Here is a 26,179-nt window from a genome sequence, read left to right on the forward strand (position 1 = left end):
AATACTCCCCCTTCGACCGCTAAAATACTCCCCCTTCGACCGCTAAAATACTCCCCCTTCGACCGCTAAAATACTCCCCCTTCGACCGCTAAAATACTCCCCCCTGATGCCCCTTAAACTGGCGCTTAGAAAGGCTTTTAGCTTGCTATACACAAGTACATATAAAGAACTATGGTTAATTATTAATACACTACACAGAACATATAATTACAATTTATAAAAACACATATATAGAGCCGAATCAGAAAGTTTGACCAATAGTTTCACTGGCTATTGAAATGCAAAATATTAATTTTACATCTCATCTAATAAATATTTGATGAACAGAATGATAAATTTGAAAATCTCAAAAATTATACACTGGAGTTGCTATTTATCTTTTTAGTATAAATAAACAATATAATACTTCGATAAAGAAGTTAAATCGCCATAAACCTTGTTTTTAAGCCTTTACAGAGCATTTGATAAAAGGAGGCTATCCCTAACCATTTTTCAACGTAAGCCCCTTTAGCGGGGGAAATTAGAAGGGTTTAAGGAGGGGTTTAAAAGAGAGTTTGACCCGGATAAAAATTTGCTCTGCTCTTGCGTACAAAATCCGAAATCCTCAAAAAATGATACATCTGTAGAAATACCATTTTAAGAGGCTCTCAGAGGTTTTAGTAATTCTGGCTACCGAATTCCATCTTTACCATCAGTCGCCTCTCCTGCCCCCCTAAAAACGCCAAATTCCTGCATTTTAAAACTGGGTGAGCATCCAGTTGTTCTGTTTGTTTTCTACAATGAGGATATGAATGCGTCAGGGCTAAACCCATGTCTGAGAAAAATCCTCCAGACCCTAAACCTTTATCAGAAGAAGAAATCAGAGAGTTAACTGATTCAGCACAAAAAGATCCAATTGATTTAAGAGAGTCAGCGAAATCGAGTCAGGAGAAAACTGCACCACGTTTCAGCAGGTGGAGAGAAGTTGGATTAATTGCTGGTAGATTCGCGGGTCGATTAGTAAGAAATGAAGCTGTTGCTGTTACAACCGGACCAGCAGCGCCCGTTGTAGGTGCAGGTGTTGGGCTTTACGACACTTACCGTTTTGGTGAGGATCTTTACGACTTTTATAAAAAAGAAAAAGCTCTGGCTAAAACTGCCGAGCATACGACAGGAAAAGCAGTATTTCATAAGGTAGAGGAGCAAGCAGCAGAACAAGCAGCATTGAGTAAGTCAAAATATTTCGTTCACGCAGACAGGTTAGAACCTTTAAAAAACGACTTGTCCCTGTCAGTCAGTATAGTTCTGGGGAACCCTAATAAAGAAATTTACCACCCCACCTTGGCGGCAAGAATTTCCAAGGCTGGTGATTCTGTTGAAAACTATCAAAAGGAAGTGAAGCTGGTTACTCAAGCAATAGAGAAGTCAGCTAACTTGCCTAAAAACTATCTTAGCGGCACGGCTGGAGAGGGGTATCAGTTTGCATTAAGCTCCGCACATAAGGAACTGGGTAAAGATTACTTGAACCGCGTATCGCATCCAGACAGAATTCTCCGTTTTGAAAAAACAACTGCTGAGTGGCTTTACAAAAATGGGCATGAAGTGTCAGAAGTTAACGCAGCCATCAAACAAAACAGCCCTTACATAACCGGACTTAAGGAAGTTCAGCAGGAACAGTATTTAAAGACAATCAGTGAGCGCATCGTTCAAAAAGAACCTTCACTTGAGAACGCGCATAAAACATTGGTAGATTTGCGACTGTCAAACAAGATTTCATCAGGAGAACGATTAACACCCAAAGAGCTTGAAGTTACCCGGCACAAAGCTCAACTCGCAAGTGAAATGCACATGAGGGAGGTATACAATGCCTCGATGGATAAACTTGAAAAATACCGGGCTAATCCGAATCTAAAACTTACAACAAAGGAAGAATATCAAGTTGAGTTGGGAAGAAGACTGGAGGGAACTCCCAGTTCAAAGTTTGATTTCAAACAACAGGATAAAGAGATTACAACATGGCTGATTCTAGCCAGACACAAGCCGGAAGAGATTATCAATACTCTTAATGAAGCAAGCTTCGTTAAAAGCCAAAATCATGGTCAGCAGGTTGTCAATGAAGTTATGGACGAAATGAAAAAAAATCCAATTTTTTCAGAAGTTACAACCGAATTGAAACAGAATATGGATAAAGGATTAATTCCGCGAGATGAAACACGGCTTGATAAACTTGGTTATGAATTTAGACAGTCAACATCTGAGCGACTGAATCATATCAAAAATCCTAATGATCAACCAGAACCTTGACTCTCCGAAAATTGTATTTTACAAATGATAAAAAGATATGTGATTTTGAATGAATTTTGACCTTTTTAACGTTTTTCACGCTCCTTTCGGTAAGTGATTGGATACTCTTGATAATTTAGGTGTATCGCTTCGTTTTCAAGAAAACAGTGTATCGGTTCTGCAAGCTCGTGAAATCAATAAACAAACAGTGTTGGCATACGAGAAGTTTACTGGTGCTAAAACAGAAGAACGGTTTGAGGAGTTGTTAGAAGAGTTACGTCATCGGGAGCGTCAGCGTCTTTTCCCAGGTATGTCAGATGCGGAAATTGATTTTGAGTTTTTCAAGAATAGTCAAAAACCATTAGAACAGCGTCGGTCAGAAATTGTAAAACAGGCTCTTTTGCAAAATTACAAAAAAATAGAAGGGGAATAACCTTAGATTTCTGATTATTTTCCCTTGGAATGAACGTGGACAAAAATGGACAGCCTTGTTTTATAGATCCGCGATACCCCACGATATCCTCGGATGGTGCGATTCGTTGGTTGGAGAATCACGGTAATCAGCCCGTAAATAACCAACCCAGCTAGCAATAGCTGAACTCTCAGATAGATGTAGGTGCAAGTCCTACCCGCCAGGTTCAGGCGTGACTCCTTATCTGCCCACACCGACCAAGCTCGATTCTTGGAGAGTGAAGCTGGGAACAGGGCGCAACCAGAAGACTGTTATGAGTCTACACTGGCGCTAAGGGGGAGTTCCCACGGTGAAACAGAGCCTAGAAAAGTGACCAAGGGTAAAGCAGGGCATAACTTAAAAACCCCTGACTTTATCAGAGTTAAAACCCGCTGCATTTTCATCCGAATAGCAGCAAGAACCTAGGGTTTCTGATGGTTAAATTGGCTCCACCTAACGGAACAATCAATCTTCTGAGGGAACGAATAAAAACGAGTCAAGGGTCTTGGGACGGTCGAACCCCAAGTAGGTAAGACGAGATACGGAACCCCTTTGATTCGGGTAGGATGCGGCGTAATTGCTGCAAGGTATTCAGAAAAACATTCTTTGGAGCAGAGTATGATTAGACACAGCCATCAGGCTAGTGAATTATGGAAGACATTACCCTGGAAGAAATTCCGACGTAATTTATTCCGCCTACAAAAAAGGGTGTTCAAAGCAATTCGAGAAGGAAACAAGCGTAAAGCAATGTCCCTTCAGAAGCTTATTCTAAAATCCACTGCGGCTAGACTGTTGGCGATTCGACAAGTATCACAGCTAAATGCGGGAAAGAAAACGGCAGGAATTGACGGCAAAAAGTCCCTCACTTTTGAGGAACGCTTCGAGCTAGACGGACTGCTTAAAGCATCCAGTAATAATTGGAAACACCAAAAATTACGTAGTATTCCTATCCCTAAAAAGGATGGTAGTACCAGAATGCTCAAAATTCCAACTATTGCGGATAGAGCTTGGCAATGCCTAGCAAAGCTAGCAATAGAACCAGCGCACGAAGCATTATTCCACGAAAGGAGTTACGGGTTCAGACCGGGACGCTCGGCACACGATGCTCAGAAAATCTTGTTCATAAATTTAAGCTCCCAAGCAAACGGAATAGAAAAACGAGTCATAGAACTCGATATCGAAAAATGCTTCGATAGGATAAACCATACCACCATAATGGAAAAACTTATTGCCCCCAAAGGCATCAAATCAGGAATATTCCGATGCTTAAAAGCTGGAATCAACCCTGAATTCCCAGAACAAGGAACCCCTCAGGGTGGTGTGGTAAGCCCCTTATTAGCCAACATCGCACTCAACGGAATCGAAGAAGTTCACGAATATAAAGACAAGAAGGGCAGAATCAAGCAACCTAGCGTGAGATATGCCGACGACATGGTGATATTACTTCGACCTGAAGATGATGCAGAAAAAATACTTGAAAAAATTAGTCAGTTTTTAGCCGAAAGAGGAATGAGAGTAAGTGAGAAAAAGACTAAACTAACCGCTGCGACAAATGGTTTTGACTTCCTTGGCTGGCGATTTAAAGTGCAAAGTAACGGAAAATTTAGATGTGTCCCTTCAGTGGACAACTTCAAAAAATTCCGTCAGAAGGTAAAAACCATAGTTAATAACTCGAATTATGGTTCTAATGTAAAAGCTGAAAAATTAGCACCATTAGTTAGAGGATGGAGAAACTACCATAAGTTCTGTAAGATGGATGGGTCAAGGTTCTCACTTTGGCACATTAATCATAGAACGTGGAAAGTTTTTAATAAGGAATCAAAATTAACGAAAGAATCTACAACCCAATTGATAGATAAGGCGTTCCCGAAAGTTCCTTATTCCGAAAACAAACACGTCAATGTTAAAGGCAACAAATCCCCCTATGACGGGGACATCGCCTACTGGAGCGAGCGTAACAGCAAGCTTTACGACGGGGAAACCTCTAAAGCCTTAAAAAGGCAAAACCATACATGTGGATACTGTGATTTAAAGTGTACAAGCGATGAGCGAGTACATCTGCACCACATAGACGGGAATCACAGCAACTGGAAGACAAAAAATCTGATTGCTATTCATGAGTCCTGTCACGATTATATCCATATGGGCAAAAGGGAACAACCCTAAGAATATCGGGAGCCGGATGCACCGAAAGGCGCACGTCCGGTTCTAACAGAGAGGTGCGCGGGATAATACCCGCCATCGACTCTACCAAGGCTGTCCATTTTTGTCTATTGTTTGTGAATCCCCTTATGCTTTTAGTCTGACAAATGTTGTAAAATGCTATGTTTACCCGTTCATTTTAGTGAACGGGTGTCCGAGTAAAAATCAGGGAATTTTACAATCAACTCTATCCAGTTCTTTTAACAAAAACCGTACCTCAACAGGTTCAACTCCTGCAAGTACCAATTGCGTAAAATTGAGTTTGATTTGTCCGTTTGCTTGGCTGAGTTTGTAAACACAACTCCACCACACGCAAAAGCTGATTAAAGCAACGCCTGCCAGTCCCCCGCGAAGAACGAGCATCCACAAGAAGTCGTCCCAACGAAAGGCGGTTTCGCTCTCCCATTCGTTCACTGCTTGAAGATACTTTTGGGCATCGTCAGAGTTACGGAAACACACGGAGATACCGCGTATAACTTCTTCTCGCAGCAAACCACCTTTTAATTCTGCGATATCCGGTTTGCGATCGCCAGCAATTTTAGTGTAACAGGCGTTGTTGGTTTTGAAGATGATATTAATCCCTTGCTGGGCAACTTCGCTGCGGGAATTGGTGACAGGTGTCCCTTGTCTGTGCAGAAACGCAGCCGCGAGGCAGCCGACCAAGGTCAGTGTCGTCCAGAATAACACAGTTTGATTTCCCCGCACCTGCTGCTTGCGTTTGACGATTTCCAGCAGCGCTTGCTGGTGCTTGTCTGGGAGGTTGTCCAAGCTAGGCAATGTTCGCACGTCAATCATGATATAGCACTCCTCTGCACTCTTTACTGGTCTTGGATTTGAGTCCTGTGAGGCATTCTGAGCGCACTTCCTTCTCTAATATCCACCGCGCCCGTAAATTTGTATCGCTCACCGTTCCCCAGACGTGCCACCCGAAAGTCAGCACAACAACGGTTGTGATGCTGAAAATTAGCTGCATTCTCCTCCCCCACGGTTTACCGTTCCCTTTGCGGGACAGATGGTTGAGCAGGCGCGACACTTGGGCGTTCTGTTCCTGCAAGGCGTTGATTTTGTGGAGAATTTCGTCCGGGAAAGAGAAGTTGTTCACTAGCGAGGACGAGTTGCGGGAGCCTGATGTCTGCACAGCGGTCATAAGTTGATTGCAGCAGTTGGTTAAGTTGGTTAAGACGGCTACCAACTGCTGCGAGTTTTTCGCCAGCATCTCTTCGGTTTCCGCTTTCCTCACCAGGCTGTCGAGAATTTCCAGATTGCTGTCTGTCCATTGGTCTAGCTCATTTTTGAAGTCGAGAAACAAATCTTCCCATTCTTTGGGGCTATCTTGGATAAGTATTTGAAGATACCCCAGTGCCAGCATCACGAGAAATAATTCATCTTTGGGGGAGATACCGAGACGGTACACCACCTCCAGCACCCGTGCTTTCACTTCTGGGGGCTTGTCTGCCAGCACTTTGTCAAGGAGATCCATTTCCGGTTTGCCACCGTTACTTTGGTTGGATAACATCGCTGAATGCTCCTGATGCGAGAAAGGCTTCATAGGAAGTGGTGAGGAACCGTCGGATGCGCTGTCGGTCAATTAACCCGCATTCTGGATGGGACAGGGCTGCTTCAAAAGTCAGGCTTTCAGCGTCCATGCGGTTTCGCCAGACACTTCCCAGAAGCTTCGGGAGAGTAATAACGCTGGCTTCATATTTCTTCATCAGGCGCTGAAGTTGTTTGTCGCTATCCATCGCCGCGAAGTCATCAGTTCGCCCTTCGTTGCGGACGACAACATAGCGGACACCGTTTTCAAAGAATTCGAGTGTCTTTTTTAGTAAGTTGAGGGAGTCATAGCCGCCATCGGTGACGAACCAGAACCAGAACGTTACGCCGGCATCTTGGGCGATTTCCAGAATCTGATTATTGGCGAACCACTGAGTAAGCGCGGGGTATATTTGCGCGGGGGTATTAATACAGGTCAGTTTTTCCAAGCCGCTATTGAAGATGTTGTTGGCACTATCTTCAAATCTGTCGGACTCAGAGAAAACACTGAGAATAAAGTCTACATCGTCTTTGTAGAGCCTGTAGGTGTCGGGGTTACTTCTATCCGTCTCAACCGCTCGAAAATCAATGTGATGGTCAAGAAGAAATTGTATGTGTGTCCGATTTAACATGGACTTACCGACACCCCCTTTTTCGCCCGTCGATATATGGATATTTGGCATAGGTAGGTGTGAAAAATTTGATAGGAAACAAGTATCAAAGGCAGCGCAGGATTTTCTTCCCCTGCTATGTGCGTAAAGAATTTTGATCGGGGATATGCAATGGTTTTGCAGGCAAAGCGGTATGCGTTGCTGTTCCACCGTCTTTTTGGCAACCGTTTGATTAGGTTGCAGTTAAGGAAGAGAAGAAAGTTGCCTCCTCTCACGTTTGTGGTTCCATCCAAAGTTCGTCGATGTTTCCCTTGTTCAGGGATACCGCACAGCAAGCCACATGAGTATGCTTTGGGTTGAACCGCGCTGGCTCCATCAAGGCTGCCACCTACCAGCAACGTCACCCGTCTGATTCATTATTTTTTAGCACTGCACGTAGCTGAATCCTGTCTGCCACAACAGGGGTTCGCTCAAAATGTTGTTTCCTACCCGATTGCTGGGTGGGAGCTTGTCAGGGCATCTTACAAAGAATTATACTAGTTTTAAGGGGGATTGGTGTACTTGGGATTCGGAAATGTTGATTACAACGTCGTAACGCTTTTATTAATATTCATTATTTTTCTAAAAATTTTTAATGCTTGGAAGTATGAATTTTTGCCTCTTTGTATTTTTTGTAAGAAGCGTAAATGATCGCTCATTTATATTGCCTTTATAATACAAAAATTCGGTTTCGCCATAATGTTTTAGGATGGATAGAGTTCCGCCGGATTGATATAGATAGTGGCGACATTGAAATACTACTCTCCCATATGCTGTTACAATAGCGACAATGCCTTTTGATACATATATTTAGCTTCGCTATAGCGTCCTTGGGCTTCGTATAATTCCCCCAGATTGTTGTAGATGATAGCGACATTAGTGTGTTTTTCTCCCAAAAGCCGTTGGAATAACATGAGTGCCTTTAGATACATAGATTCGGCTTCGCTATAGCGTCCTTGGAATATGTAAAGTTCTGCTACATTGCTAATGGTCAAAGCAATATCAGGGTGCTCTCCTAAGACCCGTCGTCTTATGAAAAATACTTTTTGATACAAAAGTTCTGCCTCGTTATAGCGTCTTTGTGCTTTATAGAGTTCCGCCAGATTACTATAGCTGGTGGCAACATCGGGGTGTTCTTCTCCTAGTAACTGTTGGAAAAGCAATGGTGCCTTTAGATACATAGATTCGGCTTCGCTATAGCGTCCTTGAAGTGCGTAAAGTTGCGCCAGATTGTTATAGCTAGTGGCGATAAAGGGATGTTCTTTTCCCAAGTTCTTTTGATATAGCCGCAGTGCCTTTTGATTTAGAAGCTCGGCTTCGTTATAGCGTCTTTGTGCTTTGTAGAGTTCCGCCAGATTACTATAGCTGGTGGCAACATCGGGGTGTTCTTCTCCCAAGAGCCGTTGTCTTAATGAAAGTGCCTTTTGATATAGAAGTTCGGCTTCGCTATAGCGTCCTTGAAATGCGTAAAGTTGCGCCAGATTGTTATAATTGGTGGCAACAAGTGGATGTTCTTCTCCCAGCAGCCGTTGTAATAGCGGCAGTGCATTTCCATATAAAAGTTCGGCTTCGCTATAACGTTCTTGGTCTTTGTAAAGTTCTGCCAAATTATTATAGCTGATGGCGACATCGGGGTGTTCTTCTCCTAAGAGCCGTTGTCTTAATGAAAGTGCCTTTTGATACAAAGTTTCGGCTTCGCTATAACGTCCTTGAGCATTATAGAGTCCTGCTAGATTGCTATAACTTGTGGCGATATGGGGGTTTTCTTCTCCTAAGAGCCGTTGGAAAAGTGAAAGTGCCTTTTGATATAGAAATTCGGCTTCGCTATAGTGTCCTTGAGCATCGTAAAAGCTTGCTAGATTGATATAGCTGGTGGCGACATATAGATGTTCTTCTCCCAAGAGCCGTTGAAAAAGTGAAAGTGCTTTTAGATAGAAAGGTTTGGCTTCGCTATAGCGTCCTTGGCCTTTGTAGAGTGCTGCCAGACTAGTATAGCTGGTGGCTATATGGGGGTGTTCTTCTCCAAAAAGCCGTTGAAAAAGTAAAAGTGCCTTTTTATACAATAATTCTGCGCCACTATAGCGTCCTTGGGATTCGGAAAGTTTCGCCAGATAGATATAGCTGGCAGCGACAGCAGGGTGTTCTTCGCCAAAGTGAGATCGCACTTCTGCTAAACACTTCTCACACCAAGGCTGTGCTGACGCATACAAACCCTGTCCTCCATAAAAGTTTATTAATCCATTAAAAACCCAAATTAAATTCTTGTTCTCAACAATATTAATAAGCTTTTTTGCTACTTCTTCTAAATGAGGGATTGCCTCCTTCACTGTTGTAATTAGATCTTGAGTTGGTGAATCAGGAATTGTCTTAGCAAGCGCCACAAAAGTTTGTACAAAATTGCGTTTGATGTCACCTGCTTGTTCTGAATGCTCCAGTTCTATATGCAAGAAATCACGAATCAGTGGATGAATCTGGTAATAACCACGTTTTTTCTCGACTGGCTGAACAAAGTGAAACTTATAAAGTTGATTTTTCGCCTTATTGATATCTGTCTTTTCCCAACCCAGCGAATTACCTATGGATTCTACAGACTCCCACAAAATTTCATTTGGGTTAAAAAGGCTTAACAATTGACCTACAAGACGTGTTGTTGCATCAAACTTTTCCCAACTTAAATCAAATGCTTTCTTTACACCTAGCTGTGCAGGACTTGCCGTTGCTTGGTGACGCTCAAGCGCTTCATCGGTTAGACCCTTTGCCTCTAATCGATTGAGCATTTCAGTTATGGTCAAGTCTGGATCGTCAGATATATAATACCCCACCAATTCCAAGCCTAAAGGGAGATATCCTAATCGGCGACATAAATCTTGAGCAGCTTGAAGTTCCTCTTCAATCCAATGATCTGTTTGACTCAGTATATTTGTCAAAAGTTTGAAAGCATTCTCCGGTGACAGTACGTGCAGAGGTATTTCTTTAACTATATTCTTATCTAAATTTTGCAGGCGTGTTGTTATTAATATGCGAAAGCGATTTTCATTTGGTAAGCTTTCTATGCAATCTGCCCACTCGGTAACATCATCTAATACCACCAACGTCAGTCCTTCTGGTGGTTTCCAGTTTCGCCAGAACCAATCCACTTGCTGCTGAAGTGTGAGTGGGGTTCCCGCGAACTCTTTTGGTATTTTAATCCCTTTTAATTGGGCAAATTCCAACAATTTTAATGCTAAAGTCGATCCCCTAATGTTTAACCAACAATATCCTCCTGGATAATCAGTCTCATGTCGTCTTGCATACTGTATCGCTATTTCTGTCTTACCGACTCCACCCATCCCTGCCACAGCAGATATAGCCACACACCCTTTTGTATGTAATGCCTGGTTTAATTGTTCGAGTTTGTCTTCTCTTCCTACAAAGTTGTTAGAACCTGAGTAGGGTATAGAGTATGAGGGGCGATCGCTTTCGGGTTCCTCTCTACTTACCTCCTCCCAGTTTAAGTGAAGTGCGTCACATATTGTTATAAAGACTCCTGGCTCAATCGAATCACCATTCAAAAATTTATTGAGTGTTTTTATATCAAAACCCTTATCCCGACAGAATTTTGTTTTATATGAATTTTTTAGTGCTTTATTTAATTGAATCTTTGCTTCTTCAATTCCTTTGCTGTTGAGGTGGGGTCTTTCCTTTCCCATTTTTCAAGCCTCAAAAAGGTTAAGTGACACAATTGTATCATTGAAAAAAACAATTTTAAATACCAAGCAACTTTTCTTATTGTTTTATGTGTATAAAGTATTACTATTAATTTTAATTACAGAAAGCAGATATGGCTTCTAAACGCTTCACAAGCCATCAAAGGTAGAAAGATTGATAGTCATGCCAAAAAGTGTTGATGATATTTTTCACGGAATCTATGGGGCTGGTCGTGATGTAGGTGAGGCTACTTATGAAACTGCAAAATTTATTTATAACAAACAAGGTAAAGATTTAGACAGTGTAGCTCAAGAATATCTCGAATTTGGTGGAACTAGACGTGTTATGCAAAATTTCCTCAAAAAAATGTTGGAGGTCACAGGCAATCTAATAGAAAACGAAAATGTTGATGGGCAGCTTTTACAAAGCAAACAAAAAATTTTAGAAAAGGCTGAAGCCAAAAACGTTCCACTTCACCGATGGTTATCACACGGAGAGTCAGATTGGATGCGCCCCCATTTAGAATTGAAGAAAGTTGATGATACAACTTACATCACGGAACATCTTAAGTTTGCTGATTGTATTTTGGAAGTTTATAGCGGAGAGGTTTTTTTTAAGGAAAGAACACAACAAGAGGCTAGTAACGAAGAGGATCAGCCTCAAAAATTATCTCCCGATTCGGAAGAGTCCTACCGACAGGAACTTGAAGAAGAGATTATATATAATCTCTGGAAGAATCAACTTTTGCAATGTGACTTATAAAAAGTAATTGAACTTTTAATCATTATCAAAAATAAATTAATTTTTACTTGAAATTAGTTTCATCCCATTTCGTCCCATTTCGTCCCACGCACCAGCCAATGTCTGATGGTACATTGATCTCAAGTCAGATGAGACGACTAGGAATAGACAAATTTTTTGTACAAATTTATGGAATACCATCATTCTGCTGGCGAAACCACTCCGTTAAAATGCTGCTCGCTTACCGATATTGAGACTCTTATTAAAGAGGAGTTTCAAGAACTTGAAGAAAGCATCAAAAAATCACTTCTTCATGCGAAGCGACTTGGTGATCTACTCAATGAAGCCAGACCCCACATCAAGCATGGCAATTGGGAAGCTTGGGTAGAGCGAAATTTTCCTTTCACTGTCCGCACAGCGCGGAACTACATCGCGATCGCTAAGTCGTGGGAGTGGATTTCTAAAACGGAAAATTTTTCCGATTTACTGCTTGGTGACGCGCTCAACTGTATTCGTGCTAAAAAAGCGCAAAAAGAAGGGTTTGAAACCAGCGATGCAAAGAATCAAAATGGATTACTTGGTGCTGCTCCCGTTACGGGACTAAAAGACTTACTCTCACAGACCCGTCAGGATCTGGCTCACTTCAAACGCATTAGCTGGAAAGCATCCGCAGTTGCCACACGGATACCTCAACTTTTTGCGGAACTTGAAAAAACCCGAAAAATGATTGATGACCTCGAAACCCACATTCGTCAAGATTTCCCTCACGCTGGGGCAGTTCAAAAACAGATAGTTCCGCTGCTTGACCAAAGCGAACAGGTGGTATACAATACCTCCCACCTTGTCGCAAAAACGTTATCAACATTTTGCCCAACTTCTTAACCTAAGTAGGAAGAATGTTTCAGCGATTTTAGACCGCTCTATTAAAGGGAAAAAATTCCTATCATCTGCGGAATGTGGGTTCAAAGTTAAGCACAACAAAAGGTGAAAACTTCAAAAACCACAACGATTTACGGCAAGAACATCTATATGTTCAATTCCGTAATCTAATGCAACCGAAGCTTTTGGGAATTTATTTCTAAAGCTCAATAATCGTTGATGGACAACGGGAGCAGATCACTGACCAAGTAAATCAGGAGTTACAAACCGCAACGACTTAGTTCTATTGAATTTGTTGTTTGTCTGTCAGGCTCTAATATTGAGCATTTATCAAAAAGTTTCTGCCAGAATTTTTTGAAAGTGCTAACCGAGTTAACACATAGATGTAACACGAAAAACTGTAGTGCCACCTGCACCTAATTCGGTTACACGAAACCATCGATGTAATGCGCTGCTAGCAGTAAAAATCAACTAACTTCAATTTTTCTTGCAAGAAAATTTTCCTCATCAATCAAATAACTGCTTTTTGACCCTGGCATTGGGTCGATGGTCTGCCGATAGGAATGTGATCACACTCAATGCCATGTGGTTTCCTCAAACTTTTACTGTTTAAGGATCGGAGAATTTATCATGCCTCGAAAACGCAAACGCCATTCTCGACGTAAAATTTCATGCCCGATACATGGCTGCCATCTCCAAAGTACCGGAGAAAAGTACCGATTGACCACTTTATACGAAGATGTCCCAACCTTCAGACAACAAGAGCGATCGCGGGATAACATTTTACATCTGGCAGCAGCGAAAGTTCCTTGCTATCTCGAAGACGAGTGGTTGGAGTCCTTCTGGTGCAGTGAGTGTAAAATGAACAACTTTTACCACGTCAAAAAGTGGCGAAATGGTTTTTATCAAGCATTCCCACCTGTAGCGACTTCTGCGTGGAACCGGGCAATTGGTGTCGCTTATCCCGAAGGAATTCCCGGCATCTCACAATATTCACAAAGAATTGCCAGAGGCACAAGTTGCGATTCATATTTTCGGAATTAACTAGCAATCCGAAATGATTCTCGCTTTCAGAAGAAGCCGTTACCTCATTGTAACGGCTTTCCTTTTGAAATTTTTGTGTGACTATCCACCAAATTTCATATCTGGTTGATGCACCTTTGTGTTCACGACTTGCTTCTTGCCGCTGCCACATGCAGCGACAGGTGCAAGTCATGAGCATTGAGGGCATTGCCTATGAACCTTAAAACCAAATATCGCATACTCTATGACGACATTGAGAAAACTTTCGATTCCTTCAGCCCAAATCTATGGGCTACCGCAGGAGTCTTAAGTGTCTGGACTATTTTTATACTGGTTTGGACACACAATCAAAAATTACCAACTCCTCAACAAAATCCATCCAGCTATGACATAGAAATTTTTTGCGTAGTTGTACTAATCATCGCCATTATCATTGGTATCCAATGTTTTATGGACGAACTTGGATCGGATGCACTTATCCTAGCAATTTGGTTGAGTATCGGTTTGTTAATTATATTTTGCCAACCAACTGAAAACCACAATCAATTGCAAGCTTTTGTTGATGGTGCGCGAAACAATTGGCGCATGGCGGTGATATTTGCATCTGTGTACTGGTTCTGTCAAAACTGGTATACACTCCACTTTGTGTTTTTAGGCGATCGCTTAATTCGACAATACTGGGGTCTGTTTCTCGTCCAGATTCTAATGTATTCCGTCCTTTACGGTGTGCATTTCATACTTGCCGTTCCGGTGGTTCTCGTTGTTCCCCGACATTTTTTCCGCAAGTGGCTGATCGGAAAACACGATGGCGACACGGTAGTACGCGGCACTGTCATTCTCACGGATGTTCAGGCTAATCGCCCTTATCGCCAGATGCTGAGGGAGAATCCCGAACCCACATTGCTGTTTGGGAATTTAAACATACCTTTAGATGAGGCAACTACGCATTTCTTGATAGCAGGTGGCACCGGCTCTGGAAAAACACTGAATCTTCGTCTTCTGCTTCAGGATGTCGTCAAGGTGCTGAATTCCGGTATTGGGCGCATGATTATATACGATGCTACACGTCAAACATTACCTTTGCTGCAAGGTATGAGACTAAGTACGCCCGTATATATTCTGAATCCTTTTGACCAACGATGTGTTGCTTGGGACATCAGTCAAGACTGTACAGCCCCTGCTGATGCCGAGGCTCTAGCATATAGTCTAATACTAGAGCCAATGGCAAACGACAAAGGTGATAGCTTTTGGAAAAACTGTGCATGGCTACTTTTCAAGGGGATCATTGAATTTTACATGCTGAATGCTCCGTGTAAATGGACACTAAGGGATATAATTTTAGCATTCTCTAACGAAAACACCTTAGTAGCCCTTCTACGGAGTGACCTGCGAACCAGCCATTACTTAGATGAATCACTGGAAAAAACAGACAAAACCTTAGCTGGAGTAATTCAAACAATACGAGCGCAAACGGGTCAACTACAAATCCTGGCTGCTTTATGGGAAAAAGCCAGCGCACGACGACGAATAAGTATCAAAGATTTCATGTCCCAAAATGCAGTGATTGTCTTAGGTAGGGATGAACGAGCCAAGGTAACTTTGAATGCCGTCAATAATCTTCTCCTGAGTCAATTCACGCAACTTTTGATGAACCAACCTAGCCAAGCCAAAGGAGGGAATGCTGAAAATTTTGTTGTAATTGACGAGCTCGGTAATTTCCACATGAACTGCTTGGAACAATTGGCTACAGAAGGTCGAGGACGGTCTGTATGTCTGATTGCAGCCGTACAAGACGTTTTGCAACTCAAAGTAGCTTATGGCGCAAACCAAGCGGAAATCATTGCTGGTCAATTTACGCACAAAGCTTTGCTCAGATTTACGATACCGGAATCCCAAGAATGGGCTTCGCGTCTAATTGGAGACGTGGAATTACGGAGAACTACCTCTAATTGGGATTGGAATAGTGCGTTATTTGGACTCATTGGATGGGGGACCAAGACTGCTCTGGGGGAAACAATTACAACCGTCAAAGCAGTTCAAGCCAGTGAATTTGAATCACAACTCCCAGCAATATCTGCCAAGTTAAAAATCGGTCTCTCAGGATTTTATGTAGCACGCCATATTCACAAACACACTTATCCATTGGCAACGCTAAAACACCTTTTGATTCCCCCTGATGAATCTTGTCCCGGTGTAATCCCTACACCGGACGAGTGGCAATGGCTACAACCTTGGGCGGAGGCTGACTATCATCGTTTAAAGATCCACTCCGTCATGTTGAAGCTTCAGCAGCAAAAATACTTACAAAAGCTTCAACAGTCGTATCAAAAACCAGAGACCACCAATCCTCCAGACACCACCGAAGAAGAGGAATTTGCATGGGAACGCAGTTTAGCAGAAACGGAGGAAGAATCTTCAGAAGAAGAGGAAATCCAAAGCGGCAACAGCAACGTACAGAACGGTGGAGGTTTTGCGCCAAAGCCATCAAATGGGGTTTCATCAAATACCCACAAAAAGCGTCAAGCGCGACTAGCTGCTTTACGTTCCCGTAACGCTAAAAGGCAATCCAAGCAACAGCAACGAAAACCACCAGAAAGGTAAATGAATGTGTCTTCAGCTATGTGGAGGCTGATAGCACACGAAACCAAAATTTACCAAATAATCCTCTGACTTTTTAAGGGATGGCACTGTGCCATCCCTAATTTCTTGTTCCTGTTTATCTGTCAAAAGGAGGCAAAGCATGAAATACATTCTAAATTCTACTAAATCCTATCGTTGCGATCTTAGCCGCCTGCGCCGTCGCTGCGTTGACTTTGAAAAGCTGGAAAGGGTTCTAGATGCCCTGCGCCAAGATATTCCGCTGCCGCATCATCGGAAACGTCATTTACTAGGCAGTCCCGGTTGCTTTGAGATTTACGTTTCTTCAAATTGGCTGCTTTGCTATCAAATTTACCAAAACACCATCTGGCTGCTTAGGTGCGGTAGCTATTCAGATATCCATTAATCAATTGGCTCTACGTGTTGTGATTCACAACATAGATGCTGCTGGGTCATGTCTTACCTAGCCTGCACCTCTACTCTGTTTCAGTTAATTTTGACCTTTCGATACTCAGTAAATCAAAAATGTACGAACAACAAGACGAACAGTTTTTCCAATACGCATATTGGGAAACGAACAGAAAGCAGCAACTCCGCCATCTCGAAACCTTATTAGCCTATAAAACTGCACATGAGGAGCCGATTGAAGATGTTATCAAAGCCATCCAGATTTTACAAGCGCTCCAACGTGGTTTTTGGGGGCAGCTACTGTTGAGGATGTCCAGACGGGACTTCTCCCCAGAGTTCGCTATTAAGCAATCGTTCATTCACAAAATTATAAACTTGGCGATCAATAGCCTGTTTTTCTTGTTAACAACTGGAACCCTTGTTTATGGCTCCTTTGTAGTCGGATATGCACTTGGACATACCTCTGAACTGGTGACAGAATGCACTCAAATTTCAGAAGCCAGCATCGATAAAGTCAAAGATTGATAAATCTTTATCAAAAGTCGTGTTAAGCAATTTTTTGCTTGACACGACTCTTTATCATTCCCCGGCGTGTCGTGACAATGTTTCCCTAAAAACCAAATGATTAATCCTCTGAAAATCATTAGCAACATTTTGAACATTGTGCTGACTGTTCTTTTTCTATGTTGGTTCGCTGTTTTCTGTTTTCGACTTGGTTTTACAGCGCACAGCAATCCCTTTCTATACCAACTAGCTGTGGTAATCGTTGGCAATAAACAAACAGCCAAACCTGCTTGTTATCGAGAATTTGGACTGAATTTTGGTCAGTGTGACTCTGACAACATCAAGCCTCCTGCTGACAATCCCTGAAAATTTTTTCCTCTTAATTGTCTACCTTGCTGAATCTATTTTGGCAATTTCTAATCATGCCTAACGAAAGCAACAAGAATACCATCAATGAATTTTTATTAACCCTCTCTGCCGTTGATAAAAAGTTACTGGCACAGGTTAATTTTCCCGCTGAAACAAATAAATTTGTTACGGTGGGAGCGGCAGTTTTAGTGACATCCAGCACGGCTACACTTTCTTTTGGTTATGCAGTCTTCAGTGTAAGTGCTTCACTGATAGCAGCCGTTCCGCTTGGCGCGTTGTGGGGAGCAGGGGTTATTTTCACAATTGACCGATTGTTTCTAACAACAACACACAAAAAGAAAACTATCAAAGGTCGGGAACGTATAACACAATTTGTTTCACCGTTAATGCGGATTGGTTTAGCTTCCTGTATCGGAGTCTTAACATCAATTCCCATAGAACTTGGTATTTTTCGTCTAGAGATTTTTGCAATAGCACAAGACGAGCAGAAAATTGAACTGCGTCAGGAAATTTCAAGGCTGAACGAGGAAAATAAAAAACTCAGTCAACAACTAAAAACTCTCAATATTGAACAGACCAAAGATTTAGCTTCAGTGATTCCAGAAAGGAAAGCACGGGCTGCTTCTTATGAAGTTCAAAAAGTCACTTTACAAGCATTAGTCAAAACAAATTCTGACAGCATCAGTCAAAAACAGAATCAGATGAATAATTTGAAAATTGAACATCTGGGCTTGTTAAAGCAAATGATGATTCTAGAAGAATTAATGAACAAAAACCCGCAGATTCGCCAAAACATTTATTGGTTGAAAGCGATGTTGATTACTTTAGAAATCCTGCCAATCATTGCCAAAATGTCAAGCCCCTACGGGATTTATGATGCCAAATTGGAAAACAATGAACAAACGAGCATACATTTTCAGCAGGAAACTTTGAAATTCAATCAGATTCAAATTGAAAGAAACTTTCAACGTGAACAGAAATTTCAGGAAATTGTTAGCCAAAAAGTTCACACTGAGGTGGTAGTTGCCACCCTCCAAAATTTGAAAGTGGTTATCCGCGACTTAGAAAATTCACCAGAATTTACAGCCAGACAAGCAAAATTGACTTCTGCAATAGCTGACCGGATTGCAACCAGTATTGAGAATACCATCAACGACACCCCTACACCCCCAGCTTCACCTGAAACCAGTCCTACTGTCTTACAACCATCTTTTGAAATTTCCCCTGTTACTGAAATTTCCAAAACAGTTGGCTGGTAACAGCATTTTGTAACCTATCGAATCATGTCATTCCCTGTGTACTCCACAGGGAACGATACCTCATGAAAAAATATTACCGGACAATGAGATGACTTTGAACCTTATCGCTCGTAACCTTCAAATTCTTAAAAACATAGAAGCTAGTTTCAATGAGAATCGTACTGTCTGGCTTGCTCAAGACACAAAACACAATAGAATCGTTGTTTTGAGGGAATATCGTTTTGTTGGCTGTGAACAGGCAGAGGAAGTAGAGAAAACAGTTAAAACCTGTTATAACCAACGGCTACGGTTACAGCATCCCGGAATTCCCAGATGTTACGGTTACTTTCTACACCTTGAACCCGGTCGAGAAGACATTGGCAGCTACTTGATTATGGAAGAATATAAGCCGGGACAAAGCTTCGAGAAAGGGTTTCACCTAACCCTCCCTCAACTGCATAGCATAATTGTTCAGGTATTGGAAATTCTCGTTTACGGACAATCGCTCAACCCTCCCTGCTTTCACAATTCTCTCAATGCTGGTGATATCGTTATCCACCATTTGTCAGACCAAACTATTAAAGTCTCCATGTTAAATATTGGTCTTCCAGACCGGGAAATGGGGGAGGAAGTCGATAATGCAGAAGTTTGGGGCTATGACCTAGCTCGATTAGGGAGCATTGTTTTGAAAGTTTTATCTGGCAATGTTACATCCCAAATATTATCTATTGAAAACCATTTTGGTGAAACCATCAAGCATTTTAACCCACAGTTTTTACAACGAATTTACCAATTATCCGGTCAAGGTTCATTGCCAAGATTCTATAATGCTGCCGAAGCTCACAGCAGCTTTGTTAACATTCTTCCGATTACGCCCCTAAAACCGATAAAATTTATTCCTATTCCCAGTTTGATTATGCTGGCGGTTGTAAGCGTTTTATTCTTTGGCATGTTCTTTGCCAATACGGATCTGATGCTCATCGACAATTACTTGTCAAAACAGATACCTGGTATGCAAAGCTTGTTGCATATTCTGCACCGATTTCAGTGGTATACAGAACATTTGAAAAATGTTTCTTGTGTCCCTCTTTCCTTTGCCTTCGCTTGTGAAACATCAACTGTTCTGCCAGCAGTGGAGAGAATGGCGTTCAATGCGGTGCTATGCTTGGAAATGATATTGGTTTGGTGCGGAATTGCTGCCATGATTTTTGGCTGCTTCACTGGCGCTATTTTAGCAGGAATTACCGGGGGTATTTTGCTGATAGCGCTGGGGACTTTGTGGTTTACGCACTACATTCTGTTTTTTACGTTGAAGGCTATTTTGGCGATCGCATTGGCTTCCAGCTTGATTTTTTTACTGATTGACTGTTGGAGTGAAATGCGGCAGTCAAGTCAAGTATCTCATTCTCACCAGTCTTTATCACCATGCCCACGCTGGTTTGCACTGTCAATGTTACTATCAACCTATCAAGCGGGAGCCGCTTTTTTTGAGTTAATGGTGTGGTTTTTGATAGGGCAACACGTCTCAACATTTCTTATCATTCTATATTTGGTGACGCTAACAAGCTGGCTTGTGTGGCTTCTTGAACCAGAAATGACTTATCAAAAAGACCGTGGACAGTTTGACAAGGCTGCGGCTTTAGTTTTGAAAGGGTAAAAATTGAAAAGCTGGTTTAGACCAGCTTTTTGATTCAAGTGATATAAAATCTCGTTGCTAGATTGTTTTTGATATTTTGAACAAAGTTTATGTCTATAACTATTGCGTTTCCGGCTAATATTGATTGCCAAAGGACGTAAAGTTACACAGCATGAAATATTTTGCCGATGTCTGACATTAGCCAATGCAGACACGTTGAAATAATATTACTGTGTGACAACAGTAAAAGATTAGACATAAACAGTTATCCAATGGCAGCTAAAATTATCGCCCTATTCAACCAAAGTGGCGGGGTTGGTAAAACTACCCTTACGCAAAATCTTGGGTATCATTTGGGTCAATTAGGACGAAAAGTCCTGCTTGTTGATGATGACCCACAGAGTTCTTTGACTGTTTTCATGGGATTAGAACCAACTGAACTCAAAAAAACTCTTTATGATGCTGTTGCTAAAGAGGAAGAGATTGAAATTATCCATGACCTTTTCGGTATGTCTTTGGCTCCTGCCAGCCTAACCCTTAGTACAGCAGAAATAGAATTGGTGGGAGCGATTATGGGAGAACTTAGGTTGAAGCAAGCGCTGGAAACCGTCAAAGATGATTACGACTACATTTTGATAGACTGTCCTCCAAGTTTAGGCATATTGAGCATTATGAGTCTAGTTGCGGCAACCCATGTGTTAGTTCCTGTTCAAACAGAGTTTAAAGCGTTGAAAGGAACGGAATTACTGCTGAACACCATTGTTCGAGTCTTGAAGGTAGCGAACAAAAAGTTAAAAATTGCAGGCTTCGTCCCAACCATGTGTGATACTCGTACTGCCCAAGGTGAGAACAGTTTAAAGTCAATTTATGAGCAACTTTCTAAAATCGGCACTGTTCTCCCCACAATTCCCAGAGCAACTGATTTTGCTAATGCTTCACAAAGTCGAAAGCCTTTAGCATTATATAACCCTAAGCATCCTGCTGTGGAAATTCTTCAACAAATAGCCAAGCAACTGGACGGTATTCAATGAAAACTAACAATCAAAAACTTGGTCAACACACGATAGCTGTCCCTCCAATTTTAAGTAACAATGGTTTAATTGACGAAGAAAAACGCACTTTACCACTCATAAATATTACCCTTCCAGAATCTCAGCCCAGACGATTTTTTGACTCTCAAAAGCTGGAGCAGCTAACGAAGTCAGTGAGAGAGCATGGCATTCTTGAGCCTTTGTTGGTTCGACCGCTCAAAGATGATATTTATCAATTGGTTGCAGGGGAAAGACGTTTTCGCGCAGCACAGTCAGTCGGGCTGGAAGAGGTTCCGGTTGTTATTAGACAATTGGATGACAAAAAAGCTTATCAGTTCGCTTTAATCGAAAATCTGCAAAGAGAAGACCTAAATCCAATTGAAGAGACTGAAGGTCTTTTGGAACTTTTAAGTTCAGAGCTAGAGGTGGAAAGGAAGGAAATCGTTTCAATTATTGATCAAGCGCTAAATGCAAAAAAGCGTAATTTAGAATTGACTGAAAACGTTTTCAGTCAATTCCAAACAATTGAATCTATTTTGGCTTCGACCAGTAAATTGACTGTTGAAAGTTTTAGAACAGCGAGACTACCATTGTTGAATCTGCCTCAAGATATTTTAGAAATTTTAAGGCAAGGTCATATTGAATACACTAAAGCGAGAGCGATCGCTCGTATTAAGGATGACAAACAGCGTAAAAAGATTCTTAAAGAAGCGACTGAACAAAATTTATCATTAAGCCAAATTAGAGAGCGTATTGGCAAATTAAAGACTAGTCAGCCAAAAAATAAAGTAAATAGTTCAGACAATGGTATAACTTATCATCAGCGCTTAAAGGATATTTATACCAAAGCGAAGAACAAGAAAACTTTGGATGATCCTGAAAAGGCACAAGAACTTGAGGAATTGTTGGACAAATTAGAAAAATTGTTCTGATGTGTCTTTAAAATTTTTGATGTATGAACCATATTTCTTGAGATGACTGAATAACTTATTTCACTGAGAGATAATCCGGTAAAATATATCAGAAGATAACAGAATCCGGCGTTTAGATGTGCGTTTGACGTACAGTAGAAATCTTTATTACATTTGTCTGGTTTAATCCCTTGTCGCAGTCGATACAAATTTGTCAGACCAAGTGAAGTAATAAAGGCAGCAGTTAAACGCTTGGAGAACGGGAGATTTTTCCATGACGGAGACGAGTAGTGACAAACAATTGTCGAGAATAGTTTTAGAAGGCTTTAAATCTATTGCCAGATGTGACCTTGAACTCTCCAGACTCAACGTTTTAATTGGCGCTAACGGGGCAGGAAAATCAAATTTTATCGGCTTCTTCCGCATGGTTCAGCAGTTGCTTGAGCAGAACCTGCAAGTTTTCGTCAGCCGTCAAGGTGGTCCCGATTCGCTATTGCACTTTGGGCGGAAAACAACGGAACAACTGGAGTTTCAGTTATACTTTGGCAATAATGGGTACTTCGCCACATTAGAACCAACCCAAGACAATCGCCTAATGTTCGTCAGAGAATCTTTCTGGTGGAACATGGGTGGTGAGCGTGAAATAGGTACGGGGCATTTCGAGACAAAGGCTTTTGTTGGTACTGGGACAGGTATTGACAAGTACGTTTTGTCCACCATGCAGCAGTGGCGAGTTTACCATTTTCATGACACCAGCGATACGGCTTATGTGAAGCAACCGCATGGTATTAATGACAACGCTTACCTGCGAACTGATGCCCGTAACCTTGCATCCTTCCTGTATCTGTTGCGTGATACCTACCCGGCATCCTATGAGAAAATCGTCAAAACCATCCGGCTTGTTGCTCCTTTCTTTGGCGACTTCTATCTGCGTCCTTCCCCACAAAACAAGGAGGTTATAGAGCTAGAATGCTTTGAACGGGGGCAGGATGTACCGTTTAAAGCACATCTGCTATCGGATGGCACGCTGCGTTTTATGTGTCTCGCAACCGTTTTGCTACAACCCGAAGAGTTTCAGCCTGAGACTATTCTGGTTGATGAGCCGGAACTGGGTCTCCACCCGTATGCCATTACTGTCTTGGCATCATTGATACGCAGTGCCAAAAGGCAGGTGATTGTATCAACCCAGTCAGTGGAACTGCTTAACGAATTTGATGCAAGTGATGTGATTGTTGTAAACCGCGATGAAGGGAAATCATCACTTCGCAGACTCGATCGTGACGGGTTGGAGGCGTGGCTTGAAGACTATAGCCTGGGTGAGTTATGGAAGAAGAATGTCCTCGGCGGGAGACCTTCACGATGATTCGAGTCAATGTTTTCGTTGAAGGGCAAACCGAGGAAACTTTTGTCAGAGAACTGCTCTACGATTATTTTCAGTCAAAAAATATCTACCTTAACCCGATTCTTGTGAAAACCAGTTCGACTGGCAAGGGTGGGGTAGTGAGCTACGCTAAAATCAAGCCGCAGTTAAATCGCAAGTGCCTTGAAGACAGAAAGGCGATCGTCACTACAATGTTTGATTTGTACGCCTTGCCCAATGATTTTCCGGGAAACAGTTCCCTCCTTAAAACTAGCGACCCGTTTCAAAAAGCTGAATATCTTGAACAGGAAATGGGCAGGGATATCGATCACAAGAATTTTATCCCGAATTTACTGGTTCACGAGTTTGAAGGGCTTCTGTACAGCAATCCAGAGATATTTTCTGAATGGTTCGGTGAAAGTGTGGTCAGTACATTGCAAGCGGAGCGTAATGCGTTTCCTTCACCTGAGCATATTAACGACAATCCATTAACAGCACCATCAAAACGAATTAGCAATTGTTGTAATGGATACGACAAACCATTGCATGGTTCGCTGCTTGCGATCGATATTGGGTTGGATGCAATACGTCACCAATGTCAGCATTTTAATCAATGGTTACTGCGTCTTGAGAACATAATTTTATAATTAGAGATGATTGTAAATAATACTTACTTTGGGGGAGTAACCTTTAAAAGCAGAAACCTATTTGCTCACCCAAAGTACCAAATCAAAACAGTGTTAGCAGGCTCCTGGATAACATTATCAATATAGATGAAGAATTTGCAAAACTGGTTGCCAAGGCTGATGATTGTAGTAATTTGGTATCAATTATCGTTTAACTCTCCCTTTAGCGTCACCTACACGGCAATCTTTAACGAGTTGATAGAGTTCGCTTAGTCGTTCTGCCTCTAATCCCAGTATTTGACCTAGTAACGTAAAGCTTACCTTATTTGGTTCTGTGCGATCGCCTAGTAACAAGCTGATGAATTCCTTAAATTGATCAAAATCCTCCTCAGATATTCCCGCTAAGTTTTGTCGTGGGATCTCACCATTCCTTTCCATTTCGTCCAATTTGCTTTGCAGCAGGTAAGCAGCAGCGCTTGCTTGCTTCGTTTTCATTACGCTTGCATATCTGTCTAGCTTGTCTATTGAACCTTCAGGCAAGCTTACCGTTACTCTTGGACTTCTTTCTTCTTTGCTCATTGGTTTCCTATCGGTCACTAAATGGCTACATCTCTTACTATCGCTGGTTTTCATCAACACGGCAATTGGTAGCCAAATGGCAGCTATACGGTCTATGGGTGGCAATAAAAAGCAAAATATATTCCGATTGGTAGCCAAATGGCAGCCTTTACATTAAACTAAAAATATAAGCGGGATGTGAACGCATAGCGAACACACATTTATTAACCAATATGAAACTCAAAGCCTTTCCAAGAAAACAATAGAGCTTTTTCCCTCTTGGGGAACCCATCCTCGAATTCACATTACGGACATTGACCCACGTTCAAATTCTTGAATGAAGCTTCGGCATTGATGCACATAGTAGTAACCATCGAGCCTAGCGACGAACCAAACCAAAAGCCAATCACACGAAAGCAACTAGCCCAAAAGCTGAAATGTCACATTAACTCAATTCGCAATGATGAATTGCTCATCAAGCAGTGGGTTGATGATGCTCAAGCTTACTACTGCAATCAAGAAGGGAAGCTTGAGGGCATTGAATTATCTCCTTATCTGATTTGGCTTTTACTCAAGGTGAGATCGCTTCGCAAAAAGTACCGTACCGAAAAGGGGCTAGAGAAACATATTTTTCAGAACCAACAACTATTTAGCGAGGCAGCTTTTAATGAATACATCGAACAGCAACAACATCGACAAGCAAGACGCACTGGAACTTCTGGGCTTGAAGTCGCTTGACGATTTGAACCTAGGTTTGTTGGAATTTGCTCAAGCCTTGAGTCAACAAGGAGCAGAAGTCCCAGAAGAACTCAATGATCCAGAAGCTGAAACAACGATAAGCAAGACTATTTTAAAGCAGTACCGAGACTTTGTAAAACAAGTCTTAAACCAGCCAAAAGCATTGATGAAAACAATTGATCAGTCGCAAAGTACAAATTTTGCACCAACGCGACCAACTGATTCGATTCCGCCAATTCAGTATAGCCAGCAAGTTTTATCGGGTGTTAAAGAAACCCTGCTGGAACTTCATCAAGTCAATGCACACTTAGACGGCATTGAAATAGCTGATACCGTCTGGTACTCCATGCTGGAATCCCTGAGCCAAAGAACAAATCTGCGATTTAACCAATTAGCTGGCAGCTTATCCGTAGACATCCAAGAAAAGTTTACCAGATTACAGGCTCAATCAAAAAACAATATCCAGTCCCAGTCTGAAGCATTGGGAAAGCTAGGACAGCAAGCCAACAGCCATATGGCGATCGCACTAGAGATTATGCGGCAAGCGAACGAGTTACCGCTGTAGCTGATGCTCTTGCTCTGTTGGCTTTACTCAAAATTGCTGAAAAACTTCCCCGACAAGAGCAAAGCCACATCATTAAACAACTGAATCCCAATTTATCTCAAGAGGAGAAAAAACTTATGTATCGCTTTCTGTATGCGATTGTTTCACCGCTTGACTGGTTTAATCGCGGACTGGAGAGGATATTCGATTTGGTATACCTACTGCCTTAA

At 41.9% G+C, this 26,179-nt stretch carries 24 protein-coding genes; 19 read left to right on the forward strand and 5 right to left on the reverse strand.

Annotated features, from left to right (window positions below):
• Window positions 1-810: 810 nt before the first annotated feature.
• The 3 genes from AABK37_RS15515 (at window position 811) to AABK37_RS15525 (ending at window position 4,879) form a co-directional block, all read left to right on the forward strand.
• Window positions 811-2,283, forward strand: a complete 1,473-nt coding sequence (locus tag AABK37_RS15515; protein WP_432552455.1) for a hypothetical protein — start codon at window positions 811-813, stop codon at window positions 2,281-2,283.
• Window positions 2,284-2,380: 97 nt separating this feature from the next.
• Window positions 2,381-2,695, forward strand: a complete 315-nt coding sequence (locus AABK37_RS15520; protein ID WP_432552456.1) for a hypothetical protein — start codon at window positions 2,381-2,383, stop codon at window positions 2,693-2,695.
• 636 nt (window positions 2,696-3,331) lie between these two features.
• A complete protein-coding gene (locus AABK37_RS15525; protein ID WP_432552457.1) occupies window positions 3,332-4,879 on the forward strand; it encodes a group II intron reverse transcriptase/maturase in 1,548 nt (515 codons plus the stop codon).
• A gap of 201 nt (window positions 4,880-5,080) precedes the next feature.
• On the opposite strand, the gene AABK37_RS15530 is transcribed toward AABK37_RS15525, so the two are convergent.
• The 4 genes from AABK37_RS15530 to fxsT form a co-directional block, all read right to left on the reverse strand.
• Window positions 5,081-5,710, reverse strand: a complete 630-nt coding sequence (locus AABK37_RS15530) for a hypothetical protein (protein WP_432552458.1) — start codon at window positions 5,708-5,710, stop codon at window positions 5,081-5,083.
• Window positions 5,703-6,431, reverse strand: a complete 729-nt coding sequence (locus AABK37_RS15535) for a DUF6753 family protein (protein WP_432552459.1) — start codon at window positions 6,429-6,431, stop codon at window positions 5,703-5,705. Before AABK37_RS15535 ends, AABK37_RS15530 begins: the two co-directional genes overlap by 8 nt.
• Complete coding sequence (locus AABK37_RS15540; protein WP_432552460.1) at window positions 6,412-7,269, reverse strand: mobilization protein; 858 nt, start codon at window positions 7,267-7,269, stop codon at window positions 6,412-6,414. Before AABK37_RS15540 ends, AABK37_RS15535 begins: the two co-directional genes overlap by 20 nt.
• Window positions 7,270-7,874: 605 nt before the next feature.
• On the reverse strand, window positions 7,875-10,787 hold the full coding sequence (gene fxsT / locus AABK37_RS15545; protein ID WP_432552461.1) for an FxSxx-COOH system tetratricopeptide repeat protein: 2,913 nt from the start codon (window positions 10,785-10,787) through the stop codon (window positions 7,875-7,877).
• Between the two features lie 181 nt (window positions 10,788-10,968).
• Between fxsT and AABK37_RS15550 the strand changes: the two genes are divergently transcribed.
• The 13 genes from AABK37_RS15550 to AABK37_RS15610 all read left to right on the forward strand — a co-directional run bounded on the left by AABK37_RS15550 (window position 10,969) and on the right by AABK37_RS15610 (window position 24,130).
• Entirely contained in the window at window positions 10,969-11,547 is a 579-nt protein-coding gene (locus tag AABK37_RS15550) for a hypothetical protein (protein WP_432552462.1), read from the forward strand.
• Window positions 11,548-11,703: 156 nt separating this feature from the next.
• The gene (locus AABK37_RS15555) at window positions 11,704-12,408 is read left to right on the forward strand and encodes a DUF3102 domain-containing protein (protein ID WP_432552463.1); all 705 of its coding nucleotides are present in this window, start codon (window positions 11,704-11,706) and stop codon (window positions 12,406-12,408) included.
• 627 nt (window positions 12,409-13,035) lie between these two features.
• Window positions 13,036-13,449, forward strand: coding sequence for a hypothetical protein (locus AABK37_RS15560; RefSeq protein ID WP_432552464.1), 414 nt, complete (start codon window positions 13,036-13,038; stop codon window positions 13,447-13,449).
• 192 nt (window positions 13,450-13,641) lie between these two features.
• A complete protein-coding gene (locus AABK37_RS15565; protein WP_432552465.1) occupies window positions 13,642-16,029 on the forward strand; it encodes a type IV secretory system conjugative DNA transfer family protein in 2,388 nt (795 codons plus the stop codon).
• Window positions 16,030-16,168: 139 nt separating this feature from the next.
• Window positions 16,169-16,432, forward strand: coding sequence for a type II toxin-antitoxin system mRNA interferase toxin, RelE/StbE family (locus AABK37_RS15570; RefSeq protein WP_432552466.1), 264 nt, complete (start codon window positions 16,169-16,171; stop codon window positions 16,430-16,432).
• Between the two features lie 119 nt (window positions 16,433-16,551).
• A complete protein-coding gene (locus AABK37_RS15575; RefSeq protein ID WP_432552467.1) occupies window positions 16,552-16,959 on the forward strand; it encodes a hypothetical protein in 408 nt (135 codons plus the stop codon).
• Window positions 16,960-17,055: 96 nt separating this feature from the next.
• Window positions 17,056-17,304: a hypothetical protein gene (locus AABK37_RS15580; RefSeq protein ID WP_432552468.1), complete on the forward strand. Its 249-nt coding sequence runs from the start codon at window positions 17,056-17,058 to the stop codon at window positions 17,302-17,304.
• Window positions 17,305-17,360: 56 nt separating this feature from the next.
• Window positions 17,361-18,566, forward strand: coding sequence for a DUF4407 domain-containing protein (locus tag AABK37_RS15585; RefSeq protein WP_432552469.1), 1,206 nt, complete (start codon window positions 17,361-17,363; stop codon window positions 18,564-18,566).
• Window positions 18,567-18,654: 88 nt separating this feature from the next.
• A complete protein-coding gene (locus AABK37_RS15590; RefSeq protein ID WP_432552470.1) occupies window positions 18,655-20,202 on the forward strand; it encodes a hypothetical protein in 1,548 nt (515 codons plus the stop codon).
• A gap of 251 nt (window positions 20,203-20,453) precedes the next feature.
• A complete protein-coding gene (locus tag AABK37_RS15595) occupies window positions 20,454-21,212 on the forward strand; it encodes a ParA family protein (protein WP_432552471.1) in 759 nt (252 codons plus the stop codon).
• Window positions 21,209-22,144, forward strand: coding sequence for a ParB/RepB/Spo0J family partition protein (locus AABK37_RS15600; RefSeq protein ID WP_432552472.1), 936 nt, complete (start codon window positions 21,209-21,211; stop codon window positions 22,142-22,144). The genes AABK37_RS15595 and AABK37_RS15600 overlap by 4 nt, the downstream gene beginning before the upstream one ends.
• A 253-nt stretch (window positions 22,145-22,397) precedes the next feature.
• Entirely contained in the window at window positions 22,398-23,486 is a 1,089-nt protein-coding gene (locus AABK37_RS15605) for an AAA family ATPase (RefSeq protein WP_432552473.1), read from the forward strand.
• Window positions 23,483-24,130 (forward strand): DUF4276 family protein, encoded by a 648-nt coding sequence (locus tag AABK37_RS15610; protein WP_432552474.1) that lies wholly within the window; start codon window positions 23,483-23,485, stop codon window positions 24,128-24,130. The genes AABK37_RS15605 and AABK37_RS15610 overlap by 4 nt, the downstream gene beginning before the upstream one ends.
• 183 nt (window positions 24,131-24,313) lie before the next feature.
• Here AABK37_RS15610 and AABK37_RS15615 read toward each other — a convergent pair whose 3' ends face one another.
• On the reverse strand, window positions 24,314-24,688 hold the full coding sequence (locus AABK37_RS15615; protein WP_432552475.1) for a hypothetical protein: 375 nt from the start codon (window positions 24,686-24,688) through the stop codon (window positions 24,314-24,316).
• A gap of 333 nt (window positions 24,689-25,021) precedes the next feature.
• Between AABK37_RS15615 and AABK37_RS15620 the strand changes: the two genes are divergently transcribed.
• From AABK37_RS15620 to AABK37_RS15630, 3 genes are read left to right on the forward strand one after another with little or no spacing between them, the layout of a single operon-like run.
• On the forward strand, window positions 25,022-25,405 hold the full coding sequence (locus AABK37_RS15620) for a hypothetical protein (protein WP_432552476.1): 384 nt from the start codon (window positions 25,022-25,024) through the stop codon (window positions 25,403-25,405).
• Complete coding sequence (locus tag AABK37_RS15625; RefSeq protein WP_432552477.1) at window positions 25,335-25,970, forward strand: hypothetical protein; 636 nt, start codon at window positions 25,335-25,337, stop codon at window positions 25,968-25,970. The genes AABK37_RS15620 and AABK37_RS15625 overlap by 71 nt, the downstream gene beginning before the upstream one ends.
• A gap of 17 nt (window positions 25,971-25,987) precedes the next feature.
• A complete protein-coding gene (locus tag AABK37_RS15630) occupies window positions 25,988-26,179 on the forward strand; it encodes a hypothetical protein (RefSeq protein ID WP_432552478.1) in 192 nt (63 codons plus the stop codon).

The sequence above is a fragment of the Tolypothrix sp. VBCCA 56010 genome, from assembly GCF_050875635.1.
GTDB lineage: Bacteria > Cyanobacteriota > Cyanobacteriia > Cyanobacteriales > Nostocaceae > Hassallia.